Annotated in this window: 22 protein-coding genes; 19 read left to right on the top strand and 3 right to left on the bottom strand. The window is 57.4% G+C overall.

Annotated elements, in window-relative coordinates; genetic code table 11:
• The first annotated feature begins 25 nt into the window (after window positions 1-25).
• The 3 genes from RMR16_RS17965 (at window position 26) to RMR16_RS17975 (ending at window position 3,290) form a co-directional block, all read left to right on the top strand.
• A complete protein-coding gene (locus RMR16_RS17965) occupies window positions 26-679 on the top strand; it encodes a MarR family winged helix-turn-helix transcriptional regulator (protein WP_320198678.1) in 654 nt (217 codons plus the stop codon).
• Window positions 676-2,268, top strand: a complete 1,593-nt coding sequence (locus RMR16_RS17970; protein ID WP_320198679.1) for an ABC transporter substrate-binding protein — start codon at window positions 676-678, stop codon at window positions 2,266-2,268. Before RMR16_RS17965 ends, RMR16_RS17970 begins: the two co-directional genes overlap by 4 nt.
• Before the next feature lie 71 nt (window positions 2,269-2,339).
• Window positions 2,340-3,290, top strand: a complete 951-nt coding sequence (locus RMR16_RS17975; protein ID WP_320198680.1) for an isoaspartyl peptidase/L-asparaginase family protein — start codon at window positions 2,340-2,342, stop codon at window positions 3,288-3,290.
• A 31-nt stretch (window positions 3,291-3,321) separates the two neighbouring features.
• Here the strand turns inward: RMR16_RS17975 and RMR16_RS17980 are convergent, their stop codons facing one another.
• Entirely contained in the window at window positions 3,322-4,245 is a 924-nt protein-coding gene (locus RMR16_RS17980) for a LysR family transcriptional regulator (protein WP_320198681.1), read from the bottom strand.
• 125 nt (window positions 4,246-4,370) lie between these two features.
• Here RMR16_RS17980 and RMR16_RS17985 point away from each other — a divergent pair, with 125 nt between their 5' ends.
• From RMR16_RS17985 to RMR16_RS18005, 5 genes are all read left to right on the top strand, one after another.
• Window positions 4,371-5,210 carry a transporter substrate-binding domain-containing protein gene (locus RMR16_RS17985; protein WP_320198682.1) on the top strand — a complete coding sequence of 280 codons (840 nt, stop codon included), beginning with the start codon at window positions 4,371-4,373 and terminating at the stop codon, window positions 5,208-5,210.
• A gap of 75 nt (window positions 5,211-5,285) precedes the next feature.
• Window positions 5,286-6,047 (top strand): amino acid ABC transporter permease, encoded by a 762-nt coding sequence (locus RMR16_RS17990; protein WP_432354981.1) that lies wholly within the window; start codon window positions 5,286-5,288, stop codon window positions 6,045-6,047.
• Window positions 6,048-6,758 carry an amino acid ABC transporter permease gene (locus tag RMR16_RS17995; protein WP_320198684.1) on the top strand — a complete coding sequence of 237 codons (711 nt, stop codon included), beginning with the start codon at window positions 6,048-6,050 and terminating at the stop codon, window positions 6,756-6,758. It begins immediately after the preceding gene.
• Complete coding sequence (locus RMR16_RS18000) at window positions 6,755-7,486, top strand: amino acid ABC transporter ATP-binding protein (protein WP_320198685.1); 732 nt, start codon at window positions 6,755-6,757, stop codon at window positions 7,484-7,486. The genes RMR16_RS17995 and RMR16_RS18000 overlap by 4 nt, the downstream gene beginning before the upstream one ends.
• A gap of 19 nt (window positions 7,487-7,505) precedes the next feature.
• Window positions 7,506-8,180: a 4-carboxy-4-hydroxy-2-oxoadipate aldolase/oxaloacetate decarboxylase gene (locus RMR16_RS18005; RefSeq protein ID WP_320198686.1), complete on the top strand. Its 675-nt coding sequence runs from the start codon at window positions 7,506-7,508 to the stop codon at window positions 8,178-8,180.
• A gap of 21 nt (window positions 8,181-8,201) precedes the next feature.
• Here the strand turns inward: RMR16_RS18005 and RMR16_RS18010 are convergent, their stop codons facing one another.
• Entirely contained in the window at window positions 8,202-9,122 is a 921-nt protein-coding gene (locus RMR16_RS18010) for a DMT family transporter (protein ID WP_320198687.1), read from the bottom strand.
• Window positions 9,123-9,306: 184 nt separating this feature from the next.
• On the opposite strand from RMR16_RS18010, the gene RMR16_RS18015 reads away from it, so the two are divergent.
• The 7 genes from RMR16_RS18015 to RMR16_RS18045 are packed head-to-tail and all read left to right on the top strand — an operon-like array spanning window position 9,307 to window position 15,234.
• Complete coding sequence (locus tag RMR16_RS18015) at window positions 9,307-9,717, top strand: acetyl-CoA carboxylase biotin carboxyl carrier protein (protein ID WP_320198688.1); 411 nt, start codon at window positions 9,307-9,309, stop codon at window positions 9,715-9,717.
• Window positions 9,717-11,105 carry an acetyl-CoA carboxylase biotin carboxylase subunit gene (accC, locus tag RMR16_RS18020; protein WP_320198689.1) on the top strand — a complete coding sequence of 463 codons (1,389 nt, stop codon included), beginning with the start codon at window positions 9,717-9,719 and terminating at the stop codon, window positions 11,103-11,105. Before RMR16_RS18015 ends, accC begins: the two co-directional genes overlap by 1 nt.
• The gene (locus RMR16_RS18025; RefSeq protein ID WP_320198690.1) at window positions 11,102-11,503 is read left to right on the top strand and encodes an acetyl-CoA carboxylase; all 402 of its coding nucleotides are present in this window, start codon (window positions 11,102-11,104) and stop codon (window positions 11,501-11,503) included. Before accC ends, RMR16_RS18025 begins: the two co-directional genes overlap by 4 nt.
• Window positions 11,504-11,553: 50 nt before the next feature.
• Window positions 11,554-12,207 (top strand): 5-oxoprolinase subunit PxpB, encoded by a 654-nt coding sequence (gene pxpB / locus RMR16_RS18030; protein WP_320199000.1) that lies wholly within the window; start codon window positions 11,554-11,556, stop codon window positions 12,205-12,207.
• On the top strand, window positions 12,204-13,199 hold the full coding sequence (locus RMR16_RS18035; RefSeq protein WP_320198691.1) for a biotin-dependent carboxyltransferase family protein: 996 nt from the start codon (window positions 12,204-12,206) through the stop codon (window positions 13,197-13,199). The genes pxpB and RMR16_RS18035 overlap by 4 nt, the downstream gene beginning before the upstream one ends.
• Window positions 13,200-13,216: 17 nt before the next feature.
• A complete protein-coding gene (locus tag RMR16_RS18040; RefSeq protein ID WP_320198692.1) occupies window positions 13,217-13,984 on the top strand; it encodes a 5-oxoprolinase subunit PxpA in 768 nt (255 codons plus the stop codon).
• A 47-nt stretch (window positions 13,985-14,031) separates the two neighbouring features.
• Entirely contained in the window at window positions 14,032-15,234 is a 1,203-nt protein-coding gene (locus tag RMR16_RS18045; protein WP_320198693.1) for a pyridoxal phosphate-dependent aminotransferase, read from the top strand.
• Between the two features lie 4 nt (window positions 15,235-15,238).
• Here RMR16_RS18045 and nac read toward each other — a convergent pair whose 3' ends face one another.
• Window positions 15,239-16,156, bottom strand: a complete 918-nt coding sequence (nac, locus tag RMR16_RS18050; RefSeq protein WP_320198694.1) for a nitrogen assimilation transcriptional regulator NAC — start codon at window positions 16,154-16,156, stop codon at window positions 15,239-15,241.
• Between the two features lie 252 nt (window positions 16,157-16,408).
• Here nac and RMR16_RS18055 point away from each other — a divergent pair, with 252 nt between their 5' ends.
• From RMR16_RS18055 to RMR16_RS18070, 4 genes are read left to right on the top strand one after another with little or no spacing between them, the layout of a single operon-like run.
• Window positions 16,409-17,182 carry an SDR family oxidoreductase gene (locus RMR16_RS18055; protein WP_320198695.1) on the top strand — a complete coding sequence of 258 codons (774 nt, stop codon included), beginning with the start codon at window positions 16,409-16,411 and terminating at the stop codon, window positions 17,180-17,182.
• Complete coding sequence (locus RMR16_RS18060; RefSeq protein WP_320198696.1) at window positions 17,179-17,886, top strand: amino acid ABC transporter permease; 708 nt, start codon at window positions 17,179-17,181, stop codon at window positions 17,884-17,886. Before RMR16_RS18055 ends, RMR16_RS18060 begins: the two co-directional genes overlap by 4 nt.
• Window positions 17,883-18,644 (top strand): amino acid ABC transporter permease, encoded by a 762-nt coding sequence (locus RMR16_RS18065; protein ID WP_320198697.1) that lies wholly within the window; start codon window positions 17,883-17,885, stop codon window positions 18,642-18,644. The genes RMR16_RS18060 and RMR16_RS18065 overlap by 4 nt, the downstream gene beginning before the upstream one ends.
• The gene (locus tag RMR16_RS18070; protein ID WP_320198698.1) at window positions 18,641-19,405 is read left to right on the top strand and encodes an amino acid ABC transporter ATP-binding protein; all 765 of its coding nucleotides are present in this window, start codon (window positions 18,641-18,643) and stop codon (window positions 19,403-19,405) included. Before RMR16_RS18065 ends, RMR16_RS18070 begins: the two co-directional genes overlap by 4 nt.
• The last annotated feature ends 19 nt before the right edge of the window (window positions 19,406-19,424 follow it).

The raw sequence follows: 19,424 nt of genomic DNA on the forward strand, positions 1-19,424 counted from the left end.
TGCGTCCCACGAAACAAAGTTCTAAATGGAACTAAAAAAAGAAATTGACAGGCATTTAAACGCACGTCAAGTTCCATACGGGACTAACACAAGAAACAGTAAAAGCGAGATACACGTGCGACAAACACGAGGGCCGACACTTGAAACGTTATTGCGGGAAGGCGGGAAGGATGCCGCCGGCAGGCATGGCGTCGAAGATCTGGTCTCCGTCAAACTCTGGCATAATCCATGCTGGCTGTCGTTTCGCTTCAACTTTCTGGCGTTGCAATTCAACGAGCCGATCTACCGGCTGATCGAAAAAGAGCACGGCATTCCCCGACCGGAATTTGTCGTCCTGTATTCGCTCGGCTTATCCGACGGGCTGACCGCGAGTGCGATCTGTAGTTCCTCAGGATTTCCGAAGAATACGATCAGCAGGGCGATTCAAAAGCTCATAGACAAGAACATTGTCCGTCGTGAAATCGATCAGGCGGACTTGAGAAGTTTTGTCCTCTACATCACCGACGAAGGCAAACGCATCGTCGAACAGGCCATGCAGCCAATGGTCGAGCGAGAGAAAGCGATGGTCTCGTCGCTGACACCAGCCGAACAGCTGATGCTGTCGGAGCTACTCGCCAAGGTCGTCGTGGATTCACCGAACTGGCCCCCAATGACAACGACAGAGGAGAATGAAGAATGACGATCTCGAAAACATTCCGCGCGGCTGTGCTTGCAACGGCATTGATTGGCGGCGTTTCCAGTGCAGTATTTGCAGCCGACCTGACAATCGGCGTGCGCGCCGGACCACTATCGATCGATCCCGACTTCACCGCCGCTGGCACCCATGCCGAGGCCATGAAGCATATTTACGATTCTCTGATCAAATCCGGCAATCATCTTGAACTCGAGCCCGGTCTCGCCACCAGCTGGACGGCGGTTGACGATACAACCTGGGAATTCAAGCTGCGTCCCGGTGTCAAATTCCATGATGGTTCTGATTTCACTGCCGAAGACGTAAAGTTCTCAATCGAGCGAATTCCACGCGTTGCCGGCCCGAACCCAACCACCATCTATGTGCGCCGCGTCAAAGCCGTCGAGATCGTCGATCCGCTGACCATCCGGGTCAAGACCGATGGCCCCGCTCCGACCCTGCCGAATGATTTCATTCGCCTGTTCGTCGTCTCGCACATCGCTGCGAAGGATTACTCCGATAGCGCCGAAAAGGCATCCGAAGGCTTCAATTCCGGAAAGGCCGCCATCGGCACTGGTCCTTACAAGTTCGTTTCATGGACCCCGAAGGAACAACTCGTTCTGGAACGTTTCGATGGCTACTGGGGCGGCAAAGAGCCTTGGGACAAGGTTATCCGCAAGGAGCTTCCCAATGATGCCGCCCGCGTTGCCCAGTTGAAGGCCGGTCAGGTCGATCTCATCGCCCGTATTCCCGCTTCTGACGTACCGACGCTCGAGAAGGATTCCAAACTTACCATCGTACGCCAGGACAGCGTCTACCTCTTCAATATCGCATTCGACTTCCGTGAAAAGTCGCCGCAGATCAGCGCCAAAGATGGCTCCCCGCTGGCGAAGAATCCTTTCACCGATCCGAAGGTTCGCGAAGCGTTCGATCTCGCCATTGATCGGGAGACCATCACCGAGATTGCCATGGAAGGCATGGGCACGGTCCAGTCGCAGCTCGTGACGCCGAACATCTTCGGTTATAATCCGGATGTAAAGCCGACCAAGTCAGACGTGGACAAGGCCAAGAAGCTTTTGGCAGAAGCGGGTTATCCTGACGGCTTCAAAGTGACCTTCTCGTTCACCAACGACCGTCTTCCCGGCGACAAAGATGCCGGTACGACGATTGCCCAGATGCTGACCGCGATCGGTATTCAGGTCGAAGCCAATGCCCAGCCTGGCGCGGTTTATTTTCCTGCCAACACGCGTGGCGATTACTCGCTGACCATGTCCGGCTGGGGAACTCTGACGGGCGAGTCCAACTACACGCTCTCGTCGCTGGTTCACACCAACGAACCCGCCAAGAAACTGGGTGCGTTTAACATTCGTGGTTACTCTAACCCGACACTGGACAAGTTGATCGAGTCCGCTGGCGTTGAAATGGATGCTGCAAAGCGTGAGCAATATCTAAAGGACGCCAATGCACTGGTTGCAACAGATCGTCCCAACCTTTCCATTGCCTCGATCATCTCGGCATGGGGCATGAAGAAGACAATCACCATCGTGCCGCGTTCGGATGAAGATACGCTGGCCATGAACATCCGTCCTGCGAAGTAAGCTGGGCAAACGTTAAAAAACCTCGGCCGGGTCGTTTTGCCCGGCCGATTGGGTTGGGAGAAGGAAGTACAATGAGCAAAATCGCATTGGCAATTCACGGGGGCTGCGGTGTGATGGCAAAGCTCGGCCTCACCGACGCGGAATGGGAGGCGGCGCGCGTCGATCTCGGTCATGCGTTGAAAGCCGGTTGGGCTGTGCTCACATCGAATGGCTCAGCACTCGATGCCGTGCAGGCCGCCGTCGTCGTGATGGAAGACAGCCCGCATTTCAATGCCGGTTATGGTGCGGCACTCAATGCTGATGGCGAACATGAACTCGACGCCTCGATTATGGATGGCGCGACGCTGGAAGCGGGTGCGGTAACATTGGTGCGGCGTATCCGCAATCCAGTCAAAGCTGCACGCCGCGTGATGGAGAAGGGAGACGCCGTATTGATGGGCGGTAGCGCCGCCGATCAATTTGCCGAAGCAGAAAGCCTGGACATCGTCGAACCAGACTACTTCACCACTGAAAAGCGCGTCAAAGCATTGGCCGCGATGAAAGCTCATGCAGCGGCAGGCACAGCAGCAGCTGCCAGTGAATCCGAAAAACACGGCACCGTTGGCGCAGTCGCTCTCGACGCAGCAGGGCATCTGGCGGCAGCAACCTCGACTGGCGGCTACAACAACAAGCCGGTCGGCCGGATTGGCGACACCCCAATCGTCGGTGCGGGAACCTATGCACGGGATGGTCTTTGCGCCGTATCCGGCACCGGCAAAGGTGAATTTTTCATCCGCTACGCGGTGGGTCATGAGGTGGCGAGCCGCATCGGCTATCTAGGCGAAACACTGGAAAAGGCGGCCTCAAAGGTTATTCACGATGATCTGAAACCATACGACATAGGTGCTGGACTGGTTGCTGTTGCTTCTGATGGCTCGATTGCAACGCCTTACAATACAGACGGTATGTTCCGCGGCTGGGTTACGCCAAAAGGAAAGTTCTTTGTCGCTACGCATGATGAAGTGTTTCCGCTGCTTGACTAAGCGACAGAGCGACGCAGCAAATTGCTTTTTCTTAAATCTGCGGCAGGCAGGCCCAGTGGCCTTCCAGACCTAGCCGTTTTACGACAGTCAGCAATATGTTGCGCACCTCGATGACGGCGCGGGTTGCGGGATGATTGACAGGCATGTCGAGCACAAGCCGGCGTGTCAGGCCGGGATGCGATAGCGGTACGGCGGAAAGATTGCCACTATCGTGATCGGCATAGACTGCGGCCCGACCAAAAATGGTCAAGCCGTGCCCGGCACGGATCGCCGCTTTGGTGCTTGCGACGCCTTCGATTTCCCGGACGATATTAAGCTCCCGCCCAAGCATCAGCGCCTGCCGCTCAAGCAAAATGCGGATACCGTGCCGGTGCGTCGGCAGGATGAGCGGCAAGCCAAGCGCGTCCTCGACTGTCAGTACGTCATCTCGTAAAAACCTCCCCTGCGGACCCAACGCGTACAGCGTCTCATCGAACAGTGGCATCGCGGTCGACTTGGCAACACTTTCCAGCGTCACGGCAAGGTCATGCACCCGCGTCTCCACTGCGGTGCGCAGTGCCTGACTGTCGCCTTCGCTCACCGTCAGTCGGATTTTCGGAAACCGCACCGAGCACTCTTCAATCACCGGTACCGCCAGAGTCGGGCAGATGGAACTGAGAATGCCGAGGGATACGTCCCCGGTCGGATATTTCGCCTGTTCTTTTGTCGCGGCTTCGGCCTGATCCATGGCGCGCAGGATGGCCTGCGCGTGGGTTAACAGCGTCTGCCCTGCCTCTGTCGCCACAGCGCCTCTGGGCGTGCGGTTCAGCAGCAGAACGCCCAACTGCTCCTCTAACGCCCGCATATGCGAACTCAGCGCTGGCTGCGCGACTCCGAGTTCGCTGGAGGCGCGCGTGAATGAGCCCAATTCTGCGATCTTGGCAAAATACCGCATTTTCAAAAGGTCGAGTGCCATCGCGTCGTCCCATCTCGATATACCGGATCGATATATGAGTTATCCTCAATATCTATTTGTTTGAATAGTGGGTGGCCTCTACAAATCGATATTGCAGCAGGAGGATGCTGCCGAGGAGGACCGTAATGACACTAAAGCACATCCTGGCCGCCGCCGTTTTTGCAGGCGCCGCTTGCCTTTCGACCATCGCTTCTGCCGAACAGCTCGATGACATCAAAGCTGCGGGCGCGCTGAATTGCGGCGTGCTGACCAATTCGCCACCGCTTGGCTTTCAGGATCCAAAGACCCGTGAGCCAGCCGGATACGAAATCGAAATCTGCCAGATGCTGGCAAAATATCTCGGCGTGACACCGAAACTGATCGCAGTGTCGCCGCAAACCCGCATGGCCGAACTGACGCAAGGCCGCGTCGATATCCTGGCTTCACTGCTGAGCTACAGCAAGCAGCGTGCCGAACAAGTAGATTTCAGTGGCGCCTATGTCGCTGAAGACTTCAACTTCGTTGTCCTCGATAAATCCGATATTGCAAAAGTCGATGATCTCTCCGGCCAGCGCATCGGCCTCGTTAAAGGCTCGGTTCTGATTCCGATCACCGAAAAGCGCATTCCAGACGCGCGCGTGCTGTCGTTTGAGACCAGCGCTGCATCCTTCCTCGCGTTGCAGCAGGGCAAGGTAAAGGCCACCGTCTATCGCTACTCCGAAGGCAAGGCGGTTGAGCGCAATGCTGGCGCTGACATCAAACCCCTTCGCTTCCTTGACGAGCCGCTGCTGTCGATGCCGTCTGGCTTTGCGTTTCGCAAGGGCTCTCCGGAACTGGTCAAGGCAACCAACGCGTTTCTCGCCGGACTTGAAACGTCGGGCGAAGGCCAGAAGCTCTACGACAAATGGCTGGGCAAGGATTCCGAGCTGAAGGCAGAGCGCAAGTTCGAATTCGGCAAGCCGCAAGAAACCTGGTTCCCGGAATAAGAGTTCTTAAAGACACTCCGGCAGGCAGGCAAATCCGTCTGCCGGTCAGCCCTCAATGATGACCGAAAATAAAAAGTGAGCGCTGCTGTCATGGGTTCTGATGAACTTGACGGCGCGCTGGAGCGAGACCGTATCGACATGGGCTATAAATTCGATTTCAGCAAGGTTCTACAGGGGGAGTATCTCGATCTCATCCTCCAGGGGCTACAGACCACGATGGTCCTGTTTGCGATTTCCTGGGTGATCGGGCTGGTTCTGGCAATTTTCCTCACTGTCGTGCGGGCGATAGAATTCAAACCGACGCAGTTGCTCGTCGCAGCCTTCGTCGAGTATCATCGCAACGTACCGATCCTGATCCAGCTGTTCGTCTGGTATTTCGGCTTCGCGGTCGTGCTGCCGGATGTCGTCAACGACTATCTCAACGATATCGGTGCCGAGATTGGCTATGCAATCGTCGCGCTGGCGCTCAACAAGGCCGCCTATATGTCGGAGGATTTCCGCAGCGGCCTTCGCTCCATCCATCCGGCGCAGATGGAAGCGGCGCGTTCTATCGGTCTGACCTATCTCGGCGCCATGCGCTGGGTCATCCTGCCGCAAGCCTGGCGGCTGGCACTTCCGGCGCTGCTCGGACAGACATTGATTCTGTTCAAGGGCACCAGCCTTGCCGCCGGCATAGGCGTCGCGGAACTGAGCTATCAGGCGCGCTATGTCGAGGAACAATCTTTCCGGATTTTCGAAGCCTATGGTCTCGTGACGGCAATCTACATGCTGATCTCCTTTGCGATCATGTGGGGCTCGTCGATCCTGTCCACGCGCTACCGGCTGAGGGTGAAGTAGATGCTGGATATCCTGCAAGAATACGGCGTCCTGCTTCTGATCGGTGAATACCCGCATGGCAAGCTTGGCGGTCTGGCGATGACCCTGATCATCTCCTTCGTCAGTTTGATCGTCACGTTTCCCTGCGCCATCCTGATCGCGCTTGCCCGGACCGGCAATTCGAAGCCGTTGAAATCAATTGCGAGCGGCTTCGTGCATTGCGTGCGTGCCATTCCGCTGCTGATGTTGATTTTCTGGGCTTATTTCGCCCTGCCCGTGGTGATCGGCTTTCCGATCGACGCGACCTATACGCTGATCATCGCCATCGTCATCTACCAGACCGCCTATCTCGGCGAGATCATCGCCGCTGGTATCGAAGGTCTGCCGAAAGGTCAGATGGAGGCCGCCAAGGCACTGGGCCTCGGCTACATTCCCACAACATTCAAGGTTGTATTGCCACAGGCGCTGTTCAACGTTGTTCCCGGCATCGTCAATCAACTGACGACCATCATCAAGGAATCCTCGCTTGGCTCGATCATTGCCGTGCCGGAACTCTCCTACGCCATGCTGCAAGTGAACTCGAACGAGGTCACAAAGCCCCTACAGATATTCGGCATTCTCGCTGCCACTTATTTCGTTCTCTGCTTCGCGCTGAGCCAGGCCACCGGCGTTCTTGAAAGGCGCGTTGCCAACCGCCGCACCGGGCGGGTCGTCGTGGAGGCCGTGGCATGATCGAGTTTCAGAATGTGTCCAAATGGTACGGCGCGCTGCGGGTTATCCAAGACATAAGTGCCAGGGTCGAAAAAGGCACCACCATCGTGCTGTGTGGCCCCTCCGGTTCGGGAAAGTCGACGCTGGTGAGAACGGTCAACCGGCTGGAGCCTATCCAGAAGGGCAAGATCACCTTGGCTGGCAGGGACATTCACGAAAAGTCCGTCGATGTGAACGAACTGCGGACCGGCATCGGTTTCGTCTTCCAGCAGTTCAACCTGTTTCCGCACCTTTCGGTCGTCGATAATGTCATGATGCCGCTGCGCCGTTTGCGTGCCCAGTCGCGCAAACAAGCGCTGCCGACAGCAATGCTGATGCTGGAACGGGTCGGTCTTGCCGACAAGGCGAAGTCGCTGCCTGCCGATATTTCCGGTGGCCAGTCGCAGCGCGTGGCGATCGCCCGCTCGCTGATCCTTAAACCAGAAGTTCTGATCCTCGACGAACCGACCAGCGCGCTCGATCCGGAAATGGTCAGCGAAGTGCTGAGGCTTCTCAAAGAGCTTTCCGGTGGCGGCATCACCATGATGTGCGTCACCCATGAAATGGGCTTCGCACGCGAAGTCGCCGACCGAATCTGGTTCCTCAAGAAAGGTGAACTCACCTTCGACGCGGCACCGGACGTGTTTTTCTCAAAGGACACACACCCCGACGTTCAGGGGTTCATGTCCGCCATTCATCGAAATCACTAGCATCCTTACGGAGACGACCATGATCCACATCAAGCAGATTCCAGAACGTCCAAGCCAGGAAGACATTGCAGCGTTGGCGCCGTTCTCGCCTGCCACCATTCATGAGGCGCAGGGCCGTCGTGGCGCGCTGTCGTCGCGGATCAAGCCGGTCGATTACCGGATGAAACTCTGCGGCCCTGCCTTCACCGTCAAAAGTGCGCCGCGCGACAACATCATGCTGCAACTCGCTATCAACTACGCCAATCCGGGCGATATCATCGTCGTCTCGGGCGGTGAATATGAGGAGGCAGGGTCTTTTGGCGATGTATTGGCCAATGCCTGCCTTGCCAAAGGCATCGGTGGACTCGTCACAGACACCGGCGTTCGTGATACCTTGCAGCTTCGTGACCTCGGCTTTCCGGTGTTTTCACTCAGCGTCTGCATCAAGGGCACAGTCAAGGAAACCCTTACTTCGGTCAACGATCCGATCATCGTCGGCGACGAGCTCATCTATCCCGGCGACATCATTGTTGGTGATGCAGACGGCCTGGTCGTCGTGCGCCGTGCTGAGGCTCAGGAAGTCGCGAAGCTTTCGCAGGCCCGCGAAGATGCTGAAGCCGGCTTTATCGCTGCCTACAAGGCTGGCAAGTCGGTGATCGAGGTCAGCAATCTCGAGCCGGTTCTGAAGTCCAAGGGCTTCAAGTCTGACATCTGATCAGCAGATCAAGGGAACGCGTCAACACTCTGATGAGGCCAGCGCGTTCTCTGCCAGCTGCATACTGCGCTTCAGCCGGCTCTCCCGCCACACGGCGAAAAGACCGGCTGCGCCAACAACGATACCGCCGATGACGGTCGTTGCGACGGGCAACTGTCCGAGCGCGATGTAACCGATCAGGACTGACCACAGCATCGTCGTGTATTCAAATGGAGCCACCAGCGATGCCTGTGCGTGACGCAGGCTCAGTGTAATCAGGATTTGCGCCAGGCCGCCGAATATTCCTGCGCTGACAAGCAGGCAAAATTGCAGAGGCGTTGGCAATGTCCAACCGAATACCGCAGTCGCCAGACCGATGACCGTGGTGATCAGCGAGAAATAGAGCACGATTGCCCCTGGCTGCTCGGTTTTGGCAAGGTGTCTGATTTGCACAGAAGATACCGCGGAAAAAAGCGCTGCCAGCAGGCCAGCCGCACTGCCAAACATTGCGGCTGTATTTGCCGCATGGGACAAGTCGATATGCGGTGAAAGCATAATCAGCACACCGAAAAAACCGATCGCCACGGACGTCCACCTATGAGCTCGGACGACTTCGCCTAGCAGAACTGCGGCGAGCACGACCGTGAACAACGGCGCGGCATAACTCAGCGCCGTTGCGTCGGCGAGCGGTAGATAGGCCAGCGCCAGATAGCTGAAGAACATCCCACCTGTGCCGGAAATACTGCGCACCGCATGACCACCCAAATGGCGGGTCTTGGTCAGCGCGAGAATGCTTCCCTGCAAGCTGAGCCAGATGAGAAGGGGAAGCAGCGCGAAAATGGAGCGGAAGAAAACCACCTCGCCGGTCGGAATATGACCATCCAGCCCTTTAATGCTTGCCGCCATCAACGTTGCGCACAGCGCTGATAGCACCTTGAGGGCAATTCCTTTTCTGGGATTCATGACTGTTCACCGCATTCATAAACCTCCCGACTGCCTTTTCAACATGAACTGCGTCAGGAGAGAACCGGAAAAGCACTCCATTAAAACTTCGTCTGACCCCATCGCTCCAGCACTGATGTACTCAGAATGGCGCCTGACGCTGCATCTGCCAGCGGAACAATAGTGGCCTTGGCATGGGTGAGGTATGGATCTCTCTAAAATCAAGACATTGATCGACTTCGTCGGCCAATCGAACATCACTGAACTGACGGTCACGGAAAAAGACACGACCGTAAGGATTTTTCGCAACGGCAAGTCTGACGCGGCGCGCCCGGATGTTCCAGCCGCAACGCTGGCAGACAGCGTTGCCCCGACAAAAACATCCACCCCTATCACGTCGCCAATATTCGGCCTGCTGCATACAGCCTCCGCACCCGGTGAAAAGCCATTCGTCGCGCTGGGCGATCTGGTCGACGTCGGCCAGACATTGTTCATCATCGAGGCAATGAAGGTTTTCAACAGTATCTCTGCGCCACGCACGGGGCGCATCGTCAGCCTGCCTGCCGTGGATGGCGGCGAAGTCGAGGTTGGCGATCTTCTGGCGGAGATCGTTTGATGCCGCAGGTTGCCCAACACGATGAACGGACGCCAGGTTTCGATACCGTCCTGATCGCCAACCGGGGCGAAATTGCTCTTCGTATCCTCAAGGCCTGCAAAGATCTCGGGCTGAAAACGGTTATGGTCTGCTCAGAAGCGGACAGGCAGGCGAGCTATGGCGCCCTCGCCGACAATTTCATCTGCATCGGCCCGGCAAGTGCTGGCAAGAGCTATCTCAACAAGGATGCCATCCTGCTGGTGGCTCGAATGACCGGTGCAGGGGCCGTGCATCCTGGCTATGGTTTTCTCTCGGAGAACGCGGCCTTCTCGGCGGCGGTCGAAGACGCTGGCATGGTCTTCATCGGCCCGACGGCGCAGTCAATCGCCACGATGGGCGACAAGATTGCCGCCAAGACTGCAATGATTGCCGCTGGCGTTCCCTGCGTCCCCGGACCCGATTCCGAGCTGCCTGACGACAAGGCTGCGGTCGAAGCCATTGCTGCGGACATCGGCTATCCGGTTATCGTCAAGGCAGCCGGTGGCGGTGGTGGACGCGGTATGCGGGTGGTGACAGATTCCAGCGTGCTGCATGAGTCGATCTCCACGACACGCGAAGAAGCGCGCCAGGCTTTTGGCACACCAGCGCTCTACATGGAAAAATTCCTTCAGCATCCGCGCCATGTCGAAATCCAGGTTCTTTGCGACGTGCATGGCAACGCTGTCTGGCTCGGCCACCGCGATTGCTCGATGCAGCGTCGCCATCAGAAAGTGGTTGAAGAAGCACCGGCACCGGGCATTCCAGTGGACATCATCGAGCCGGTTGCCACTGCCTGCGTCACCGCCTGCCAGCAGATCGGTTATCGCGGTGTCGGCACGTTCGAGTTCCTCTATGAAGACGGCGGTTTTTATTTCATTGAGATGAACACCCGTCTACAGGTCGAGCATCCGGTAACCGAAATGACCAGCGGCGTGGATATTGTCCAGGCGCAGATCAAGGCAGCGCAGGGTATACCACTTGATATTACCCAAGTAGACGTCGTGACCGAAGGCCATGCGTTCGAATGCCGTATCAACGCCGAAGACCCGGAGACATTTCTGGCCTCGGCTGGCACGATCACCGGCTTGCGATTGCCTTCTGGCCCTAGTATCCGCGTCGATACGCATGTGCATGCCGGTTACAAGGTGCCGCCCTATTACGATTCTCTGATCGGCAAGTTGATCGTCCATGCACCGACCCGCGCCGAGGCCATCATTGCCATGCGGCGCGCGCTCGCGGAGACTGAGATCGACGGTATTTCCACCAATCTGCCCCTCTTGCGCGCGCTGTTCGAAGACGAAGGTTTTGCTGCTGGCGGCACCGACATCCACTATCTCGAAAAATGGCTGAAGCGGCGGAGCGTGTCATGAGCGGCATCAATCTCAGCGATTCCACAGTGATCGCTGCTCTTTCCGCAGCGCTGACGACGGCGGGTGTCGATGGCATCGAAATCGAGCAAAGACACCAAAAACTGCGCATCGTGGTGGAGCGCACCGGCGCAGCCTCAGTGCTGGACGACGCCGCAAAGGCTTCGGAAACGAATATTGCCAAGGCACAGTTGGCCGGTGTCTTCACCCACTCCCGAACGGTTTCCAGCTCTTTGCCGTGTAATGTCACTGCCGGTGAAATTCTAGGCTTTATCGGTATTGGCCCCGTCCTGCTGCCCGTCAAGGCCAGCAAAGCAGGTGTCCTGACACGCGTGCTCGCCGAAAACGGCACACTTGTCGGCTATGGCGCCCCCCTCTTCGAAATCGAGAGGCATTCATGAAGCAAGCACCGCAGCCCCTCACCAGTCAGCCGCTCGGAACTCCACTCGTGATGGAGCGGGCGCAGATTTCGGTCATTGGTGGTCGAGCCTTCCTCCTCGAAGCACCCGGCGAATTCGATCTGGCCGCACAACGTCGCATCTGGGCGTTGACGCATGAGGTCCGCACCTGGGACGACGTCGTCGAGACCGTTCCGGGCATGACCAATCTCCTCGCTATCCTGAAGTCCGTACCCGAAAATCCAGACCTCGTGATAAAACGGCTTGCGGAAGCGTGGGCGCGTGCCGAAAGCATCGATATCGACGGCAAGACAATCGAGATTGCCGTGACATACGGCGGCGAGCATGCCACCGATCTTGCAGCACTTTGCGATCATTCGGGCTTGAGCGACAGCGAGGTCGTGCGGATCCATCACGAAGGCACCTACACCGTGTTTGCGCTCGGCAGTGCTCCGGGTTTTGGATACCTGCACGGACTTGATCCGCGCATCCACATGCCGCGCAAGACAGTACCATCGCTGAAGATGGCAAAGGGCTGTGTCACCATCGGCGGCATGCAAACCGGCGTTGCAGTCCTGACCGGTCCGAACGGCTGGAATTCGATCGGCTTTGCCGACCTGCCGATGTTTGATCCGAGTGCAGCGGCGCCGGCAATCATGGCACCGGGCGATATCGTGCGTTTCATCCCTGAAAGGATAGAGCTGTGATCGAGGTCATCGACAGCGGACCGCTGAACACCATTCAGGATCTGGGCCGCACAGGTTTTCGCGATATCGGCGTGACGGTGAGCGGTGCGATGGATCCGCTAGCGCTCAAAGTCGCAAACCTTCTGGTCGGCAATGACGGGGGCTCGGCAGCTGTAGAGTTGCAGACATTTCCGTTCCGCGTGCGTTTTGACAAAAAAACAGCCGTTGCCATCACCGGAGGCGGCAGCGCCACACTTGATGGCATCGAAATGCCGCCCTGGTGGATGCAGATGGCAGACGCCGGACAGGTGTTGGAAGTAACGCCTGCTGTCGGGTATGCCCGTGCCTATGTCGCCTTTGGTGGTGGAGTCGATGTTGCACCGGTTATGGGCTCTCGCAGCACATCGTTGCGTGGTGCGTTCGGTGGCATGGAGGGTCGGTCGCTGAAGAAGGGCGATCTTCTTCCACTGGGTGAGGCTGTGATACCCGGACTTGCCGCAGATGGGTTTGGCGTCGTTCCGCCGATGCTCGAAATGGCATCACTTTTTCCTGTCGAAGACGATGGCACGCTGTTGATCAGGGCTCTACCCGCTGGCGAACATGACCTTTTCGGTGCAGATGCAGAGCGGTTCTGGAGCCAGAGCTGGAAGATTTCATCGCAAAGCGACCGTACCGGTTACAGGCTTTCCGGCGACCCTATCCGGCTGGTGGCGCCGGTAGAAATGCGTTCGCACGGCATCGTTGCCGGCGTCGTTCAAGTTCCGCCCGCTGGCGAACCGATCATCCAGATGAGTGATGCCAACACCGCTGGCGGCTATCCCAAGATCGCTGGCATCATCGATGCCGATCTCTGGCGACTGGGTCAGGCGCGCAGCGGCAGCCGGTTGCGTTTCGTGCGGTCCAGTCATGCCGAGGCCCGGGCACTGGATCAAGCCATCGCAAACTATCTCGCAGACATATGCGGCACGTCGCAGATGGTCGCACGTGCCCTTAAGACCATTACCAGCCGTTGAAGTTTGGGAAGAAAGCCATGAAGATCGACTTGAATTCCGACATGGGTGAGGGCTTTGGTCCTTACAGCCTCTGCGACGACGAAGCGTTGATGAAGGTCGTTTCCTCGGCCAATATCGCCTGCGGTTTTCACGCCGGTGACCCGGATACAATGGCCCGCATGGTGCGTCTCGCAAAAGCCAACGGTGTTGGCGTCGGCGCTCATCCCGGCCTGCCGGACAGGCAGGGTTTTGGTCGGCGGGACATGCCGTTCTCCAACGACGAACTGCGCCAGCAGATGCTATATCAGCTGGGTGCACTGACGGCGATTGCCAAGGCAGAACAGGTATCCGTGGCGCATATCAGCTTCCATGCGGCGATGGGCAACATGGTCAACCGCGATCCACACCTTGCCGACCTGATGATGGACACGATCCGCACCATCGATCCCAATCTCATCGTCTTTGCCATGCCCGGCAGCGTTATTGCCAACGCGGCGACACGGGCGGGACTGAAATCGCTGCTGCTTTTCCTTGCTGACCGTGCCTATACCGCAGATGGCAAACTGGTGGCGCGCGGCCTTCCGGGAGCCGTGATCAAGCAGGAGAACACTCTACGCGCCCGCGTCCGGCAGTTCCTCAAAGATGGCACTGTGACCACAATCGAGGGTACCACACTCTCTATGCCGGCCCGTTCCATTCTCGTCCACAGCGATACGCCGGGATCGCTGGAGCTTGCGCGGATCGTCCGCAGCGAGATCGAAGCGACGGGGGCGACACTTGCTCCGGCATCCGAAATCGTCGGGTAAGTCCTCGTAATCATCCTTGTATTCAACGTCACCGAAAGCCAAGTCCGATGCCAGCAATCGCCGATCGTCTCAAGAACGTCTCCATCTCCGCCTCCGCCGCAATGACCCAGCGTGCACGCGACCTTGCCGCGCAGGGTGTCAATGTCATCAGCCTGTCGGCTGGCGAACCTGATTTCGCCACGCCGTCGAATGCCATCGACGCCGCACATGCCGCAGCACTGGCTGGAGATACCAAATATCCTTCTATGGATGGCACCCCGGCTCTGAAGGCCGCGATCTCGCGCAAGTTCAAGCGCGATAACAATCTCGATTACGATGCAAGCCAGATCATCGTTTCAGGCGGTGGCAAGCAGGTGATCTTCAACGCGATGTTGGCGACCTGTAATCCGGGCGACGAAGTGGTGATCCCGACACCGTCGTGGATCAGCTACGCCGATATCGTTAAATTCGCTGGTGCCGTTCCAGTGCCGGTCGCCTGCCCGCAGCAGGCTGGATTCAAACTCCGCGCCGAAGACCTCGAGGCGGCGATCACCCCGCGCACCAAATGGCTGTTTCTGAATTTCCCCAACAATCCGACGGGCGCCGCCTGCTCGCGCGAGGAAATGAAAGCGATTGCCGAAGTCATGCTGCGTCACCCTCATGTGTGGATCATGACAGACGATATCTATGAACACCTGATCTACGACGATTTTGAATTCTGCACGATCGCCGAGGTCGAGCCGCGCCTTTACGACCGCGTGCTGACCATGAACGGCGCATCGAAAGCATATGCGATGACCGGCTGGCGGCTTGGTTTTTGCGGTGGCCCGAAAGATTTGATTTCGGCTATCAGCAATGTCAACGGTCAGAACGGTGGCGGCACGGCAACAGTTGTGCAAGCCGCTGCTGTTGCGGTACTCGACGGGCCACAGAATCTCTTGAAGGAGCGCGCCGCGATTTATAAGCAGCGCCGCGATTTCGTGCTTTCGGAACTGGCCAATATTGACGGCCTGCGCTGCCACAAGCCGGAGGGCGCGTTCTATATCTTCCCGAATATGTCTGGCCTGATCGGCAAAACATCGAAGGCTGGTCACAAGATCGAGACGGATACGGACTTCGTCATGGCCCTGGTCAACGAACATCACGTCGCGACGGTCCAAGGCGCGGCCTATGGGATGAGCCCGTTCTTCCGAATTTCTTATGCCACCAGCATGGAAAAACTGACCGAAGCTTGCGCCCGTATCAGCCAGTTCTGCTCTGAACTTCGCTAATTTCCTATTGGCCGCGCGGCGTTTTCAGTCGCGCGGTCAACTCTAGCAGAATGTCACGAACCGCAGCAGCAGGTTCTGACATCGAGATACCATCGGCGACACAGAGCGAAAGCGTCTCGTCGATGCGGGGCGAGACCATCCGGCAGATCAGCGGCTCGCTCGACTCTGTCAAAATCCGGTCAGCAATCGCCCGCGGCATGATCGTCGCACCCAGCCCGGCACTCACTGCCCGCGTCAGAGTCCTGACGATTTCCACTTCACCGACCACTTTGAGGTTAACCCGGCTACGTGTGAAAGCGGTATCGACAGCGCGTCTGACAAAATTGTAAGCCGGTGGCATCAGCAGTGGCAGACCATCCAGCGCCGTGACATTGACCGGCTTATCGTCGGCCTCGATCGCAAAATTCGGATGCGCGACGAGGAAGAACTCTTCGCTGAGGATCGGCTCGAACTTGACGCCCTTGATCGGTCCGGTTCCATGGATCAGCGCCATTTCCAGTCTACCGGTCATAATCATCTGGCTGTAGGTCTGGCCGACACTTTCGGTCAGGTGCAGAAGAATGCCAGGATGTCGCTTGCGGGTTTCCGCCAGCAGTTCCACGGAAAGTGTCGCGGCGCTGCTAAACGGCACAAGGCCGACCGATACACGACCGGCTAGCGAATTACCTGCGGCGGAAGCATCCGCCTGCGCCTGTTCCATCTGCCGCAGGATGATCTGGGCGTGGCGATAAACAGCGTGCCCGGCGTCAGTCATGCTGACGCCCTGTTGACTGCGCAGAAGAAGTTTCTGTCCGAAATGCTCTTCCAGCGCGGCGATCTGCTGGCTCAGCGCGGGTTGCGCGACATGCAGGATATCGGCGGCGCGCGTAATACTGCCGGTATCGACGATAACGATAAAGGATTTAAGCCGTCTGATATCCATCGCGCTGATTTTAGTCCGTTTGTCTTTCCGCTTATCATATAGGCTTGCCTTTGTTTTGCAAATCCAAAATCATTATATTTCAGAGGCTTAATGCCATAAATTCACTGACGGCTGCAAAAATAGCGGGCGTGCCGGATACCCAATTGCACAATCTTTCAACACCATAAGGCTTGCTTATTGCTCCAGAGATAATCGGTCTTATTCAGCGCCCACAAGTTCCATTAGTGTACAGAAAACAGACGGGGAAAAAGAATGTCATTTTCCGATTACAGGACCGCATTGGTCACCGGAGCGTCTTCCGGAATTGGAGCAGCCGTTGTCGAACGGTTGCGCCGGGAGAATATCGAAGTCCATGCTCTGGCTCGTAGCGCCGAGCCATTGCAGAAACTGGCCGAAAGAACAGGCTGCATTCCTCACGCGATCGATGTCACCGACCGCGCTGCGCTCACGGAACTGACAAGCCGCATAGAGTTCGACATTCTCATCAACAATGCCGGTGTTGACCGCCCGAAGAAGTTTCTCCAGGCAGACGATGGCGATATCGATCTTATCATCGACGTCAATCTGCGTGCCGTCCTGCATCTCTGCCGCATGGTCGTGCCGGGCATGGTCGCCCGCGACAACGGGCATGTGATCAACATTTCCTCGATCGCTGGCGCTTATAATTTCGGTGGGAATTCGTCCTATCACGCGACCAAGGCTGCTGTCAGCATGCTGTCCAACCAGTTGCGTGTCGATGCTTTCGGCAAGCGCGTCAGGGTGACGGAGATCTGCCCCGGCCGCGTCGCAACCGATATTTTTTCACATGTGCATGGTGATGATCCGTCGATCCGCGAACGCTTCATCGATGGCTTCGAACTACCGGAAGCATCCGATATCGCCGATGCCATCGCCTATGCGATCGGGGCTCCGATAGCCGTCAATATTGGCCACATGGAAATCACTCCCACCCTTCAGGTGATGGGCGGTCTACAGACGGCGCGCCCGGAAACGCCTCGCGTCAAACCAGCGGTATCAAGGCCGTGAGCGGGTTCGACCTCTCAGCGATCCTGACCAATCCCGAGTATGTCTCGATGCTCATTCATGGCATCGAAATGACCTTCGTGATTGCCATCGGTTCTTGGCTGCTCGCAATGACGCTGGCGATCCTGCTTCTCGCACTGCGCTTTTCGCCCGGTCGTTTCGGCAACGCGTTTGTCGCAGGCTATGTTTCCTACCACCGCAATGTACCCACACTGGTTCAACTGATGCTGTGGTATTTCGGAATCTTCACACTGATGCCGGACTGGCTGACCTACTGGCTGGCAAGCCACAATGCCGAGGCGATTTTTGCCGTTATCGGCCTCGGTCTCTGCCAGGCAGCCTATTTCAGCGAGGACCTGCGTTCCGGACTTCGTTCGGTCAGTTCCGGACAAATGGAAGCAGCAAGGGCTCTCGGCCACGGATATCTTTCGGCGATGCGGTTCGTGATGATGCCACAGGGCGCTCGAAACGCACTGCCGCCGCTGATCAATCATAGTGTTTCACTGTTCAAGAACAGCAGCCTTGGCATCGTCATCGGCGCATCCGAGCTGACGCATGCAGTCAAGGAAATCGAAAACCTCAGCTTCCGCACGTTCGAGGTCTATCTGATCGGCACCGTCCTCTACCTGTTCTTCTCGCTGCTCGTGATGGGTGCCGGCGCTTTCATCTCGATGCGCGCAGATCCGGCACGGAGGGCAAGGGCATGATCACCGATATGATCACAATCTTCCAGGATTACTGGCTGCTGCTGCTGATTGGCCAATATCCAAACGGCCCGCTCGGTGGTCTTGCCAATACCCTGATCCTCTCTGCGCTCAGCATCACGCTGGCCTTTCCGATCAGCATATTGATGGCGCTGGCGCGGCTTTCCAAATGGCGCCTGCTGCGCTGGCCAGTGACCGTACTGGTTTATGTCACGCGCGGCGTGCCGCTGCTGATGCTGATCCTGTGGAGCTATTTTCTGGTTCCATTGCTGACTGGCGCAGATGTCCCGAGCTTCGTCACCATGCTGACCACGCTGGTCATCTATCAGGGCGCGTTCTTGAGTGAAGTGGTGAGGGCCGGCATCGTGTCGCTCGGCCACGGTCAGATGGATGCCGCCAAGGCGCTCGGCCACAGCTATCTCGGCGCGATGCGCTTCATCATCTTGCCGCAGGCCCTCTACAACATGATCCCGAGCATTCTCTCCACCTTCGTCTCGACCATCAAGGACACCACGCTTGGGTATGTGATCAACGTTCCCGATCTCACCTTCGCGGCAAGCCAGGTCAACAATCAGCTGCTGACCCAGCCCTTTCAGGTCTTTCTCATTCTGGCGGTCATCTACTACGCGATCTGCTGGAGCATCACCTTCGTCGCCCATCGTCTTGAGCGCCACATCACCCGCAAGCGCGCCGGCCTCGGCGGAGGCCGTGCCACAGCCGCGGTGATCGCGCCCGCCAAAATCGTATCGGAGCAGCTATGACAAGCCCAGCATTGCCGCAGGATAATAACGCTATCCAGATATCCAAGGTGTCCAAACGGTATGGCGATTACGAAGTGCTCAAAGGCATCGACGCCGAGGTCGGGCGTGGAGAGGTGGTGGTCATCTGCGGTCCCTCCGGTTCCGGCAAGTCGACGCTGATCCGCACCATCAATCGGCTGGAAGAGATCAACAGTGGCTCCATCAGCTTCGACGGGCAGAATATCCACGCCCCAATGAAAACGAGCGAACTCAACAGGCTTCGCAGTCGTATCGGCTTCGTCTTTCAGAGCTTCAACCTGTTCCCGCATCTGTCTGTCGTCGACAACGTTTCGATGTCGCCGATCCGCGTCAAGGGTGTGACGCCGAGTGTTGCGCATGACAAGGCACTGCTGCTGCTTGACCGTGTCGGCCTTGCCGACAAGGCCAAAGCCTATCCGGGCCAATTGTCCGGCGGACAGCAGCAGCGCGTCGCCATTGCCCGTGCGCTGGCCATGGAGCCACCGGTCATGTTGTTCGACGAACCGACCAGCGCGCTTGATCCGGAAATGGTTGGCGAGGTCTTGTCCGTCATGAAGAGCCTTGCCGCCGACGGCATGACGATGTTGTGCGTGACCCACGAAATGGGTTTTGCACGCGATGTTGCCGACCGGATCTGGTTCATCGACGCCGGCCAAATTCTGGAAATGGCGACGCCTGAAGAATTCTTCAACAGCCCAAAACATCCGCGGGCACAGCGCTTTCTAGCAGACCTTCGGCACTAAAAACTCAATAATAATCAAA

The sequence above is a fragment of the Agrobacterium sp. rho-13.3 genome, assembly GCF_033957765.2.
Lineage (GTDB): Bacteria > Pseudomonadota > Alphaproteobacteria > Rhizobiales > Rhizobiaceae > Agrobacterium.